Annotated in this window: 12 protein-coding genes; 2 read left to right on the top strand and 10 right to left on the bottom strand. The window is 65.8% G+C overall.

Going from position 1 to position 13,463, the window contains the following annotated elements; all coding sequences use genetic code 11:
* Positions 1–9: 9 nt before the first annotated feature.
* Together HBE63_RS30340 and HBE63_RS30335 are read left to right on the top strand one after the other, a co-directional pair.
* The gene (locus HBE63_RS30340) at positions 10–1,755 is read left to right on the top strand and encodes an amidohydrolase family protein (RefSeq protein ID WP_166908899.1); all 1,746 of its coding nucleotides are present in this window, start codon (positions 10–12) and stop codon (positions 1,753–1,755) included.
* A 43-nt stretch (positions 1,756–1,798) separates the two neighbouring features.
* A complete protein-coding gene (locus HBE63_RS30335) occupies positions 1,799–2,179 on the top strand; it encodes a pyridoxamine 5'-phosphate oxidase family protein (protein WP_166908897.1) in 381 nt (126 codons plus the stop codon).
* Positions 2,180–2,198: 19 nt separating this feature from the next.
* Here the strand turns inward: HBE63_RS30335 and HBE63_RS30330 are convergent, their stop codons facing one another.
* The 10 genes from HBE63_RS30330 to HBE63_RS30285 form a co-directional block, all read right to left on the bottom strand.
* A complete protein-coding gene (locus HBE63_RS30330; RefSeq protein WP_208301523.1) occupies positions 2,199–3,227 on the bottom strand; it encodes a hypothetical protein in 1,029 nt (342 codons plus the stop codon).
* Positions 3,228–3,265: 38 nt separating this feature from the next.
* Positions 3,266–4,321, bottom strand: a complete 1,056-nt coding sequence (locus tag HBE63_RS30325) for a VWA domain-containing protein (protein WP_166908893.1) — start codon at positions 4,319–4,321, stop codon at positions 3,266–3,268.
* Complete coding sequence (locus HBE63_RS30320; protein WP_166908891.1) at positions 4,318–5,391, bottom strand: hypothetical protein; 1,074 nt, start codon at positions 5,389–5,391, stop codon at positions 4,318–4,320. The genes HBE63_RS30325 and HBE63_RS30320 overlap by 4 nt, the downstream gene beginning before the upstream one ends.
* Complete coding sequence (locus tag HBE63_RS30315) at positions 5,382–5,855, bottom strand: hypothetical protein (protein WP_166908889.1); 474 nt, start codon at positions 5,853–5,855, stop codon at positions 5,382–5,384. The genes HBE63_RS30320 and HBE63_RS30315 overlap by 10 nt, the downstream gene beginning before the upstream one ends.
* Complete coding sequence (locus HBE63_RS30310) at positions 5,845–6,744, bottom strand: DUF58 domain-containing protein (protein ID WP_166908887.1); 900 nt, start codon at positions 6,742–6,744, stop codon at positions 5,845–5,847. The genes HBE63_RS30315 and HBE63_RS30310 overlap by 11 nt, the downstream gene beginning before the upstream one ends.
* Positions 6,745–6,749: 5 nt before the next feature.
* A complete protein-coding gene (locus HBE63_RS30305; RefSeq protein ID WP_243858381.1) occupies positions 6,750–7,739 on the bottom strand; it encodes a MoxR family ATPase in 990 nt (329 codons plus the stop codon).
* 8 nt (positions 7,740–7,747) lie between these two features.
* Positions 7,748–9,031, bottom strand: a complete 1,284-nt coding sequence (locus HBE63_RS30300; protein WP_166908883.1) for a DUF4878 domain-containing protein — start codon at positions 9,029–9,031, stop codon at positions 7,748–7,750.
* A gap of 224 nt (positions 9,032–9,255) precedes the next feature.
* Positions 9,256–10,881, bottom strand: a complete 1,626-nt coding sequence (gene groL / locus HBE63_RS30295) for a chaperonin GroEL (RefSeq protein WP_166908881.1) — start codon at positions 10,879–10,881, stop codon at positions 9,256–9,258.
* A 374-nt stretch (positions 10,882–11,255) separates the two neighbouring features.
* Complete coding sequence (locus HBE63_RS30290) at positions 11,256–12,053, bottom strand: polysaccharide deacetylase family protein (protein WP_166908879.1); 798 nt, start codon at positions 12,051–12,053, stop codon at positions 11,256–11,258.
* 209 nt (positions 12,054–12,262) lie between these two features.
* On the bottom strand, positions 12,263–13,099 hold the full coding sequence (locus tag HBE63_RS30285) for an LLM class F420-dependent oxidoreductase (RefSeq protein ID WP_166908877.1): 837 nt from the start codon (positions 13,097–13,099) through the stop codon (positions 12,263–12,265).
* Between the last annotated feature and the right edge of the window lie 364 nt (positions 13,100–13,463).

The raw sequence follows: 13,463 nt of genomic DNA, 5'->3' as shown, positions 1-13,463 counted from the left end.
GTTAGTTAGGTGACCTACGACTTGTGTATCCGCGGCGGCACCATCGTCGACGGCCTGGGTGGTGAACCGTACGTGGGCGACGTCGCCGTGCGCGACGGGGTCATCGTCGAGATCGGTACCGGAGCGGGGTCCATCGACGGGACCGCCGAGCGCGAGATCGATGCCACCGGACTGCTGGTCACCCCCGGTTTCGTGGACCTGCACACGCACTACGACGGTCAGGCGATCTGGTCGGAACGGCTCAATCCCTCTTCGGCGCACGGGGTCACCACGGCCGTGATGGGCAACTGCGGCGTCGGGTTCGCGCCGTGCCGCGCGGGAGATCACGACGTGCTCGTCGACGTGATGGCCGGCGTGGAGGACATCCCCGGGGTGGTCATGGTCGACGGTCTGCCGTGGACGTGGGAGACGTTCCCCGAGTTCCTCGACGCCTTGTCGTCGCGGCGCCTCGACATTGATGTGGCCGCGTTTCTGCCGCACTCTCCGCTGCGGGTGTACGTGATGGGGCAGCGCGGCATAGATCGAGAGCCCGCCACCACCGAGGATCTGGCGCTGATGCGCAAGCTCGCCGCCGAGGCCGTGCACTGCGGCGCACTGGGATTCGCCTCGTCGCGGTTGACCATCCACAAGACCGAGAGCGGGCGGCCCATCCCCAGTTACGACGCCGGCTACGCCGAGATCGAGGCGATCGCCCGGGGCGTCGACGATGCCGGGGGCGGCCTGATCCAGTTCGTGCCGGACCTGGTCGCCGGAGACTACGAACCGGCGCTGCAGACGGTGTTCGACGTGGCCGCCGACGTCGGGTTGCCGGTGACGTTCACGTTGGCGATCGGCAACGCCGGCCCGGCGTTCTTCGAGGACGCACTGCGCATGGTCGAGAAGGCCAATCAAAATGCCGCCCCCGACAGCCCCTTCATCACTGCCCAGATCTTCCCGCGCCCGATCGGGCTCGTGCTCGGTCTCGAACTGTCGGGCAACCCGTTCGTCCTCTACCCGAGCTACCGCGAGATCGCCCACCTGCCGCTCGCCGAGCGCGTTGCCGAGATGCGTAAACCCGAAGTCCGCAGGAGGATTCTGTCCGATTCATCGGCCAGCGACGGGCATCCGCTCATGTTCGCCGTGCAGGCCTGGGAGTACATGTACCCGCTGGGCGAGGCGCCCGACTACGAGCCCGACCCGTCGAACTCCATCGGTGCGCGGGCCCGCGCCCGCGGCGTCGACCCCCTCGAGGAAGCCTATGACCGCCTGCTCGACGACGACGGGCACGCCATGCTGCTGGTCACGCTGGCCAATTTCCGCGACAACTCACTCGACACTGTTGCAGAACTGCTCCGCCGCGACGACGTGGTGCTGGGGCTCGGTGACGGCGGCGCGCACTACGGGATGATCTGCGACGCCAGCTTCCCCACCTACCTGCTGACGCACTGGGTCCGCGACCGAGGCAAGGGCACGCTGCGCGTCGCGGACGCCGTCCGGGAACTGACCTCGGTGCCGGCCAGGGTCGCCGGGCTGGCCGACCGCGGCCGAATTGCGTTGGGCTACAAGGCCGATCTGAACGTCATCGACCATACGGCGCTGCGTTTGCACCGGCCCGTCGTCGCCTACGATCTCCCCGGCGGCGGGCGCCGCCTCGACCAGACCGCCGACGGCTACGTCGCGACCGTCGTCTCCGGTGAGGTCATCGCCGAGAACGGCGTGCCGACCGACGCGCGGCCCGGCCGGCTCGTGCGCGGGCGCCAATCTGCGCCGGTCTGACAGGTCGGGCACCCCGCGCCGTCAACCGGCCTATTCTCACGTCATGAGCGTGAAAGTGGACCTCAACCAGCTGGCCGACAAGCTGGCGGACTACACGTTCGCCTACCTCGTCACGGTCGACGACAACTACCACGCGCACACCGTCGCGGTAGAGCCACACCTGGTCAACGGCGTCATCCACGTCGGCCCGGTCGGTGCGCACACCCGCAGAAATCTGGCCTCACACGAGAACGCCACCCTGGTCTGTCCCCCGCCCAGGCCCGGCGGGTATTCACTGATCGTCGACGGACGAGGCCAAGCCGGTGCGAGCCAGGACGAGGCGCATCAGATCGTGCCCAACCGGGCTGTACTGCATCGCAAAGCGGCGCAGCCCGGCCCGCCGGGTCAGTGCGACAGCGATTGCATCGTGTTGTCGGAGAACTGAAGCGTGCCGGTGCAGGCGCTCACTCTCGGTCGGTACCGCTGGCGTTGGAATCCTCCAGCAGTCGCTTGAGAACATCGCCCGGGTCACCTTGTCCCGGGTTCAACTGGTGCGTGGCCGCGCCGCCTGATTCGGTTGCGATGCGGTCTGCGCCGACGGTATCCGGCGTTGATTCGTCTGGGGCCCCACCGGAGCCCTGACCGCTCTGGCCCGGCTCGCCCTGGCCCTGCTGACCTTGGCCCGGCTCGCCCTGGCCCTGCTGACCTTGGCCCGGCTCGCCCTGGCCCTGCTGACCTTGGCCCTGCTCGCCCTGGCCCTGCTGACCTTGACCCTGGCCCTCGCCGCCTTGGCCCTGGTCACCACCCTGGCCACCTTGGTCACCACCTTGACCTTGGCCGCCCTGGTCACCGCCGCCGCCACCCTGGCCACCTTGGCCGCCGCCACCTTGGTCGCCACCACCGCCACCCTCCGACGGTGGCGGGTCCTTCAACTTGTCCTGGAGTCGCTGTTCGGTTTCGTTGAGGTGCTTGCGGCGCTCCTCATCGGGCTCGGTCTTCGTGTCGAAACAACCGTCGGGCGCCTCCTGCGTCACCTTCAGCGCCTCGGTCCAGAACGGCTTCGCCTCGTCCCGGTGTTTATCCGCGTTCTTGAGATCGCCCAGGGCTTCCAGCACCACCTCGAGATTGACTCGCACCGGGCATGATTCCTGCTGGCTGACCAGCGACAGCGACTTCTTGAACTCCGACTCGGCGTCGGCCAGTTTCCCTTCCAGCACGTAGCGGTCACCATCGGCGAAATATGGCTTGTAGGAGTCGATCACGTTCAGCAACTTGAGGTTCCGCACGTCGTCGGCCAAGCCGTATGAGTTGTAGTCGAGGTAGTGGGATTTGGCTGAACCGCCGATGACCACCATCGTCACCAGTTTGACGCCGACGGCCACCAGCACCACGGCGGGAAGAATCGAGAACACGATCATCCGGCGCCGCAGCACTTTCCGGCTCGGTCCCTGCGAGTAGTACGCGCCAACCGACCTGATCGCCGACTGGAACATCGAGACACCGTGCTCGTTGATACTGCGCGCTTTCAACATCATGCGTCCCGTAGCCCCTTCATCCGGGACACCCGGTACTCCCGCGCCATCGCGAACAGCTCGTAGAACATCAACAGCATCGCGATGGCCGTGAAAATCCAGTAGAACTCGGCGCGATCGCCCGGCATCGCAACTTCCTGCTGTACCGCTGTCGACGACTGCTCATCCAGCGGAGGGATGATCGTGGATGTCGAGTCACCGAGTCCGCGATGGAAGTAGGGGACATGCAGTTGCTCGGCAACAGTCTTCAACGAGGCTTCGTCGAGTGCCGAAAGGAACTGTCCGCCACCGCCTGTCGGGCCAGGGAAGTAGGTGACCTCCCCATTGTCCGCCAGCCTGCTGGCCACCGGACCGCCCGCCGCGGTGCCGTATCCGAGCACCGCGCCGCCGGCCACCAGTCCGGCCGGGACATCGAATTTGGTCGCGGTGTGCTTCGAGACCCCGGCCCCCTCCCCCAGATAGAACACCAGGTTGTTCGACCCCGGGTACTGCTGGGCGGCGAGTTCCAGCTGGCGCTTGAGTTGGTCGCCGGCCGCGCCGACATCGACTTGATACACCGAGTCGAAATCCGATTCGTAGGCCGAGTAGTCCTTGAGCAGTGCCCGCAGACTCCAGACGTCATCGGACAACGGCCAATCGACTCTGGCCTTGGTGGCGAACGAGGTTATCGAGAAGCGTCCGGCCGGATACTGGTCGACGATGGACTGCATATCGGCGCGGACTCCGGCCATCCGAAACTGCTTGTTACCGAAGTCCTCTGCCCGAGAGTTGAGCGATCGGTCGACCACGAAGAACACGTTCACGTTGCTGTTGGCGGCATCTGCGGCGGCAGCCTGGGTCACCGAGTGCGTATTTCCTTCGATCCCCGGCCGAACCGCCGCCGCGAACAGGCACACGATCACGAGCGTCAACAGGCTCCACCGCACGACGACCTTGCGTTGACTGCCCTTGCCCACGACCACAAGCACCCGGTAGAGCGTGTACATCCGCAGTGCCAGAGTCAGTCCCGCCAGCAGCAGGAACATCCACCAGGGCATGATCGGCTCGAACGTCATCGCCGCACCCCCGCGAGGCTGATCGAGAAGACGACCACGATCAGTAGTCCGACGGAAAGGACCAGATCGGGACGGTCGCGCAACTGCTGCACCATGATCGTCCCGTCCGGACTCGTCACCGTCGGCGGATGTGAGCGGATGTCGTCGAGGTGGCTGCGCAGAGCCTTGTCCAAGGTGTCTTGGCTGCCGTTCGGGATCGCCCCGTCGGCGCCGTCGGCGTCTGCCGCCACATAGCTGATGAAGCGCCCACCGGTGGCCGTGGCGATACCGCTGAGCCCGCCGCTGGCATCGACGGTCGTTCTGGTCAGCACGTTGACCTGGATGCCCGACGACCTCGCCAGCGCAGCGAGCGCGTCATCGGAAAAGATCGGCGCCTCCGACCCGCCGGCCGGGCCCATGTAGATCACCGAGCGCCTGGCATCCGACGGCTTCCCCACTCCCGGAAAACCCTTCATACACATGGCAAGTGCATCGTTGACGGTCAGCTGGTAGTCCGAATAGCTGACCGTCCTACCGAATTCGTGCCGGGCACGTTGCAGGACGGCGGCGTCCTCCGGTGTGGGATTCTGGGTGGACCGCAGCCGCTCCAGGCTTGCATACCGGCCGACTTCGTCCTGGAGGTAGGGATAGTCGCGGGTCAGCGGGATCACCCGGATGGTGCGGGCGGTGAGCCCGAGACGTTGTGTGTCGAACCCGGCCGCCTGATCAGCGAAGTAGGACAGCATCACCGATGCGTCGTGGGAAGCCGGGTCGTCCTGCAGACACAGCATCACATCCTCGGGATGTGCGCGGTTGATCTCGGCGGCGGTGGCCTGCGTACTGACCGGGCGGGCAGTCGCGACGATGGCGCTCAGCAGCACCGCGACCGTGGTGGCTGCGATGGCGGCCAACAGGATTCGGTAGCGTCGGTACGCCCGCGCGTACTCGGGCAGCTCGGTCAGCCGGCCCACCCAGGCCAGTGGACGCAACCGTCGGGGTTGCTGGCGCATCGGCCACAGGAACGCGGCCAGCACGATGACGACCAGCGCCACCAGGCCGACTGCGACGACCCAACCCCATCTCAACTCCATGATTGGATCGTGCTCCGCACCTGGGCTGCCGTGGCAGCGACATCTGGGCTGTCACCGAGGTCGAACTGCCTTGAATACAGCGCCGACACGGCAGGTGCCGCCGCGGCCGCGGAGCTGTCTGCCACCTCGCCCAGCGCCATGTACTGCGCGGCGACACCGGTCCGGAAGTAGACGAAGTTCCGCAGTATCCGGCTCATCGCGGTGTAGGCCTGGCGCGACGTCAGTTCTCCGGCCTGATAACGATCGCTTACCCGCCCGATCGCCGCGCTGAACTTGCGCCGCAATACTCGTGCACTGATGTCGCGGATCACCGGGATGGTGCGGAGCCGATTCACCGGAAGTGTCCACACCACCACCCCGACGAACCACCCGATGACGCCGAGGACCAGCAGCACACCCAACACCAGCCATCCCACCGAATACGGCAGCGGTGCCACGATCCATTTCAGGTAGTCATTTGCCACGGCTGGCCTTCTTCAACATCAGCGTGACGGCTCCGAACAACTCGCCGCTTGCGGACACCCGGGCACAAGGGATTGCGGAGCTGTTGACGTATTCGGCAAACGCAGTCTCCCGCTGCGCTTCGGCCCGGCGATACGCCTCCAGCACCCGGTGGCCCAGGATCTCCTCGCGCAGCAGGGTTCTGCCACTGTCGACGTCATATCCTTCGCCGCCGAAGGCCGGTACGCCGATCAGCGGTGCATCGCGCACCGTCACCCAATACACGTCGTGGCGAGCCGCCACCTTGCGCAACTGCTCATCCAGTTCCGTTGACACATCGGGTTCGTCGGAGACGACGAAGACGATGTGCCGACGACGAAAGTGCTGCTGCACGTACTGCAGTTGGGTGGAGAGGTCGCTGCGACCGCTGTCGGCCACCTGATGACGGTTCACCCGCTCCAGGATGTGCTCGAGATGCGCCTCGCCGCGCCGGTTGGGCATGTGAGCCGATCCGGTGGCGTCCCCGTACACCAGGCCCATTTCGTCACCCTTGCTGATCGCGATCAACCCCACCAGGCCAACGGCATTGAGGATCACGCGCTGTTTGACCTCACCACCGGCGGCCAGCGCGAGCATGTTCCGGCCGAGATCGGCGACCATCAGGACGCGCTGCTGCCGGTACGAGACGAACCGCTTCACCAGTACTTCCGTAGAGCGTGCCGAAGCCTTCCAGTCGATGTCGCGGACGTCGTCACCCGGGATGTAAGGGCGCAGATCGTCGAATTCCAGGCTGCGCCCGTGGAACATCGACCGATGCTCCCCCTCGAGAAGGCCACGGGACACCCCGTTCGGACCCGCCAGCCGATTACCGGCGAGGGTCTGAGCCTTCACCTCCTGCAGTAGCACTCCCATAGCGACTACGGGGTACGAACTACCTGAATAATGTTGTCTATCAACACTTCCGGAGTGACGTTCTGGGCAACTGCCTCGAATCCGAGTATCAGCCGATGCCGCAGTATCCGGTGCGCGAGCGCCTTGATGTCGTCGGGCAGCACGTGATTGCGCCCCGACAGCAGGGCGAGCGCCCGCGCCGCCTTGCAGAAGGCGATGGTCGCACGTGGGCTGGCACCGTACTCGATGAGCCGGGCCAGGTTCGCCGGAAGGTATTGCTGCGGAGTGCGTGTCACCGCGACAATCTGGGTGATGTAGTTGACGATCGCCGGGTCCAGGTACACCCGCCGAACCACGTCGCGGATGTAGAGGATGTCATCCAACGAGGCCACGGCCACGGTCCGGCGGTTTGCGTACACACCCGCGTCGATCCGGAAGACCATCTCCGACTCCTCCTGAGGAGTCGGGTAGGTCAGGATGTCCTTGAACATGAACCGGTCCATCTGCGCTTCCGGCAGCGGATAGGTGCCCTCCTGGTCGACCGGATTCTGGGTAGCCAGAACCAGGAACGGCTCGGGAATCTTGTAGACCTCGCCGGCGATGCTGGTCTGGCGTTCCTCCATCGCCTCCAGCATCGCGCTCTGGGTCTTCGCGCTGGACCGGTTGATCTCGTCCAGCAGCACGATGTTGGCGTGCACCGGCCCCAATTGGGTGTGGAAGGCACCCCGGGAAGCGTCGAAGATCTGGGTACCGATGATGTCGCTGGGCAGGAGGTCGGGAGTGCACTGAATGCGCCGGAAATTGGCCTGGACCGCATCCGCGACCGCCCGCGCGGCCGTCGTCTTGGCGAGTCCCGGAACACTTTCCAGCAGCACATGCCCCCCGGTGAGCAGACCGATCAGCAGGCTCTGCTGCAACCCGGCCTGGCCCACCACCTTGGCGGCGAAGGCACCGGACAGGGCCCCCACCACGGCGCGCGCCCGGTCGAGCTCATCCCGGGTTGGCTGGGGTGCCATCGTAAGGCTCATCTGCCCGCCCACTTCACGGTCAATGGATTCTGGGTCATGTCGATCTCTCCCATCATGGGGATGAGCGGGCTGCCCTGCATGGGCGTGCCGCCGGTGCTGTCGGCGGTAAGCCCCCACTCCGATGCCCCCATCACCCGCAGCTTCATGTCATACGACATGAATGTGTATTGCAGGCCACCCAGGTCAGGTGCTTCCCAGTGCGCGGTACCGTCCGCCAACGTGGGATTGGGGACGTTCTGCGGACATCCCGGTGGCGAGAGCGCAGTGGACTTCGCGCATTCGGCGATCGCGTCGGCGACTGCCTTCTTGGCAGCTGCCGATCCGGCCCCGCTCAGTTGCACCTGGACCCCGGACGGCATCGCAACACCCTGAACCATCAGCGCGTCCAGCAGCACCGGCCGCGCCGCCGTCACCGAGATGTATTCGTTCGTCGAACCCAGGTCCAGGAACCCGGGAAACACATAGACCGCAGATCCGCTCGAAATCGCTTTGCCGAACAGTGCTATCGGCGGAGCCGGGAGGGCCTGACCGGTCGCCGGGTTGGTGGTCAGGGTCGACGCGGTGAGGCTGAGTTTGGCTGCTGCGGCGGACAGCTTCCAGCGGCCGTCCTGCTTCTTCACCGGCAGTGTCTGATCAGAGGACTGCTCACCAAAGTTCGCCACCACGTGCACCTGCGCCATGTCGCCGGTCTCGTTGGCGCTGAGAACCCGGACGTTGGTGATGGGCCATTTCGCGACCTGTTGCTTGAGGATGTCGTCGGTGAGGAAATCCTTTGACGCAGGCTGATCGGATCCGAATGCCAACGCGGCGTTGGCATCTCCCTTCGACAGCGCCTCCAGGTAGCCCTTGACCGCGTCCTCGGCGGTGCGGGCACCGGCACCGGCACCGCCCGCTCCACCGCCCGAGAACGACACGACACCCACCACGATGCCCACCACCAGGAGCACCGCGGCGGTGGCGCATGCCGTGATGAGCAGCGCCTTCTTGTTGCGACGTGGCGGCGGCGCCGGGAAGCCGGGCTGGGGGTTGTGGAAGTCGCGTTGCAACGGCCCCTGCCAGCCGCCCTGGGGCGGTGCAGGCGGCCCACCGGGTGCAGGCGGCCCGCCAGGTGCGGGCGCAGCAGCATAGCGGGCCGGCGCGGGATGGGGCTCGGCCAGCGGCGCAGGTCCGCCCCACTGTGGGGGTGGTGGCGGAGGCGGCTGTCGGTGGCCGGAATTCTGAGGCGTCGATCCGTGTACGGGGTTGGGACCCCCGAATGGCGAATGCGGCGGCTGCGTCACGCAGCAAACCTGCCCGTGTGAACCGTCAACAATTCGATCTCCCCCCAGAACACGCCATCACAGCTATCGGCGCCCGACCGTATCACGGCGATTTCACTGCATCGGTAGCGGGTTTCAGGCCGGCATGCGAGCACATAAGAGCAAATCTAGGGCTCACCGACTCGGCACACCGATGAAAAATCCCCGGTGCGCCAGGCACACCGGGGATTTCTCGAAAGCAGGACTTAGAAGTCCATACCGCCCATGCCACCGGTCGGGTCGCCCGCGGGCGCTCCGGCCTTCTCAGGCTTGTCGGCGACGACGGCCTCGGTGGTGAGGAACAGCGCCGCGATGGACGCCGCGTTCTGCAGCGCCGAGCGGGTGACCTTGACCGGGTCGGCAACGCCGGCGGCCAGCAGGTCCTCGTACACGTTGGTCGCGGCGTTCAGGCCGTGACCCGAGGGCAGGTTCGACACCTTCTCGGCGACGACACCCGGCTCCAGGCCACCGTTGAAGGCGATCTGCTTGAGCGGGGCCGACAGCGAAACCCGGACGATGTTGGCGCCAGTGGCCTCATCGCCTTCGAGCTTCAGCTCCTCCAACGAGGGGGCTGCCTGCAGCAGGGCCACGCCGCCACCGGCGACGATGCCCTCTTCGACGGCGGCCTTCGCGTTGCGAACGGCGTCCTCGATGCGGTGCTTGCGCTCCTTGAGCTCCACCTCGGTGGCAGCTCCGGCCTTGATCACCGCAACACCGCCGGCCAGCTTGGCCAGGCGCTCCTGCAGCTTCTCGCGGTCGTAGTCGGAGTCGCTGTTCTCGATCTCGGCGCGGATCTGGGCGACACGGCCCTGGATCGCGTCGGCATCGCCGGCACCCTCGATGACGGTGGTCTCGTCCTTGGTGACCACGATCTTGCGGGCCGTGCCCAGCAGCGCGACATCGGCGGTCTCCAGCGAGAGGCCGACCTCTTCGCTGATGACCTGGCCACCGGTGAGGATGGCGATGTCCTGCAGCATGGCCTTGCGGCGGTCACCGAAGCCCGGGGCCTTGACGGCCACAGACTTGAAGGTGCCACGGATCTTGTTGACCACCAGGGTCGACAGGGCTTCGCCCTCGACGTCCTCGGCGATGATCAGCAGCGGCTTGCCGGACTGGATGACCTTCTCCAGCAGGGGCAGCAGGTCCTTGACGGTCGAGATCTTGGAGCTGACCAGCAGGATGTAGGGATCCTCGAGGACGGCTTCCTGACGCTCGGCGTCGGTCACGAAGTAACCCGAGATGTAGCCCTTGTCGAAGCGCATGCCCTCGGTGAGCTCGAGCTGCAGCCCGAAGGTGTTGCTCTCCTCGACGGTGATGACACCCTCGTTGCCGACCTTGTCCATGGCCTCGGCGATCAGGTCACCGATGGACTGGTCCCCGGCGGAGATACCGGCGGTGGCAGCGATCTGCTCCTTGGTCTCCACCTCCTTGGCGCTCTTCAGCAGCGTCTCGGTGACCTTCTCGACAGCCTTCTCGATGCCGCGCTTCAGGCCGAGCGGGTTGGCGCCGGCAGCGACGTTGCGCAGACCTTCGCGAACCAGGGCCTGAGCCAGAACGGTGGCGGTGGTGGTGCCGTCGCCCGCGACGTCGTCGGTCTTCTTGGCGACCTCTTTGACCAGCTCAGCGCCGATCTTCTCGTACGGGTCCTCCAGCTCGATCTCCTTGGCGATGGAAACACCATCGTTGGTGATCGTGGGGGCGCCCCACTTCTTCTCCAGGACGACGTTGCGACCCTTGGGGCCGAGCGTCACCTTTACGGCGTCAGCGAGGGCATTGAGGCCCCGCTCGAGGCCGCGGCGGGCCTCTTCGTCATACGCAATTGTCTTGGCCATTGCGAAGTGATTCCTCCGGATAGGGGATCGCACGTTGTGTGGTCAGGTTCAGTGCCCGCGACGGACGGCGTGGGTGTGCTCCCGCAGGTGCGGCCCCTGCCTCACCGGCCTGACCTAGCACTCACTGATCGAGAGTGCCAACTGCATTCTTAGCACTCGACCAGGGCGAGTGCAAGGTTGATGGGCGTCCGCTACGGCTTCCGGCCTTCGCCCGTGGCGAAACCCATGCGCGCGACTCCTCGCCGCCTCGCTATATGGCCACCTCAATAAATGGCCACGCCCGTTTTTATATGGCCACGGCCGTCGCCGGTTTCTACCTCAGGGCGGTTCCCGGCGAGGTCTGGCAACCCCTGGGCAGAAAACTGCCCCGGCAATTACCCCGCAGTCCGCCCCGTGGGTGACACGAACTGCCAGCCCGCCGCCTGCATCGCGGGGATCGCCTCGACGAATCCGGCATGCGTGCCCGATTGCGGATGGTTCATGTGGGCGATCACGATCGAACCGGGCGCGGCGTTCATGACATTGGAGCGCACGGCGGCAGCGGATGCGGTCGCACCGTTGTCGGCGTTGAGGGTGAACCCCAGCGGTTGCTCGCCGAGTTCGTGCACGATCTCGACGGCCACATCGTCATAGTGCGCAGTGCCGGGACGGAACCAGGTCGGGGCCCGGCCGGTCAGCGCAGTCAGCCGCTGATGGTTGCCCCACACCTCACCGACCACTTCGTCGGCCGACCGGGTCCCGGCGATCCCGTAGGCAGACCGACCCGTCACCGACAGCGGGACATGGCGGGTGCCGTGGTTTCCGATCTCGAACAACGGATTGCCGGCCAATTGCCTTGCCCGGTCGGGATTCCGGTCGATCCATCTCGAGTTGAGCATGAGCACCGCGGGAACACCGTTGCGCTGCAAGGTATCGAGTAAGGCGTCGTCACAGGCACCGTCGCACGCATCGAACGTCAGGGCGATCTGGCGGCCGGCCGCGGCGAACGATGTGGTGATTCCGGGCAGCGCCATCCCCCATTGCGTGGGACGCCTCTTGTTGAGCACTGCGACCGAAGGCGGGTCGACGGCGTTCGGGTCAGCGTGCACCGCCGGCGCCCCGGCACGCAGCGCGTATCCGGCGGCGATCGACCCGACGGCGGTCGCCGCCAGGAATGAACGCCTGGTGATCACCTGCCGGACGGTAGGCGCGGATCTTGAAGGTCAGCCCGTCAATCAGCTGTGGGTTGACTGCGGACGCCACAGTCTCCCCGCGACATCACCCTCCCCGTCGCCGGTTTCTACCGCAGGGCTGCCTTCAGCGTGGGCTGGCGACCTCCAGGTCGAAAACGGCGTCGCGAAAACGGCGTCGCGAAAGCACCGGCCGCCGAGAAAGCGTGGACTCAGCTCCCCGACTGATACCCGTCCACCGCCGCGGCGAACTCGTCGAGCTGGCGCAGTGACTCGTCTTTGCCCACGGACGGCAGGAACAGCCCCAGCTGACCGAAGCCGAGATCCTCTGCGGCACGCCAATAGTCGGCCTTGACGGGTGCACCGAACATCATCAACGGGACGTCATGCGCACCACCGTCACGCATCTGCCCGATGCGCTTGGCCAGCACATCCCTGGGCAGCGGATTCGAGATCCAGCCGGCGCCGTGGCGGATCACGCGTTTGACCGTGGCATCGGAGTTGCCGCCGATGTAGATGGGCGGGTGTGGCTTCTGGACGGGCTTGGGGCGGCAGTAGGACGACGCGAAGTTGACGTACTTGCCGTGATACTCGGCAGGCTCGTCGGTCCACAGTGCCTTGACCGCCTCGATGCTCTCATCCAACAGCGCCCCACGGGTTTTCGGATCGGTGCCGTGGTCGCGCATCTCTTCGAGGTTCCAGCCGGCACCGACGCCGAAGGCGAACCGGCCGCCGGAGATGAGGTCGATGCTCGCGGCTTCCTTGGCGGTGTGGATCGGGTCGCGCTGGATCAGCAGGGCGACGCCGGTGACGAGTTCGATCGTCGAGGTCACCGCGGCCGCCGCGGCGAGGGTGACGAACGGGTCGAGCGTGTTGTAGTACCACGGCGGGAGATCGCCACCGTTCGGATATGCCGATTCCCGGCTGACCGGGATGTGGCTGTGTTCAGCAACGATGAGCGAGGCGAACCCGCGCTCCTCGATCGCCTGGGCCAGGGATACGGGGTCGATGCTGTCGTCGTCGACGAAGGTGGCGATGCCGAACTCCATCTGGCCGACGCTACTCCCGCGGGTAACCCGTCGAAGACGGCATCACGTCTGGCCAACTCGAAGCTCCGCCTTCGTCAGCACGGCGCCCCGTGCGGCGTTTCCGGTCGAGTTCGTAACCCCCCAGCGCCCCAGGGTTCTTCGCCAGGACATGCCAACTCCACGGCCGAGCCAACCAGAATTTTGAGCAAGCGGCCACGATTCTGGCAAAGCTGAAGACCCCGATTGATCTGCGCGATTCGGTAACTTTCAACCCTTGCGTCATGCAAAACGACCGCTCGATTGTTTGCATGCGCAACATTCGCCGAAAGCCACCTGAGAAAAAACTGAGATCTCGATTATCCGTGTGTAAATTCCTTTGCGAGCC

Source organism: Mycobacterium sp. DL440, from assembly GCF_011745145.1.
Taxonomy (GTDB): Bacteria; Actinomycetota; Actinomycetes; order Mycobacteriales; family Mycobacteriaceae; genus Mycobacterium.
The sequence above is the reverse complement of the archived record's forward strand: the minus strand, read 5'-3'. Positions and strand labels throughout refer to the sequence as shown.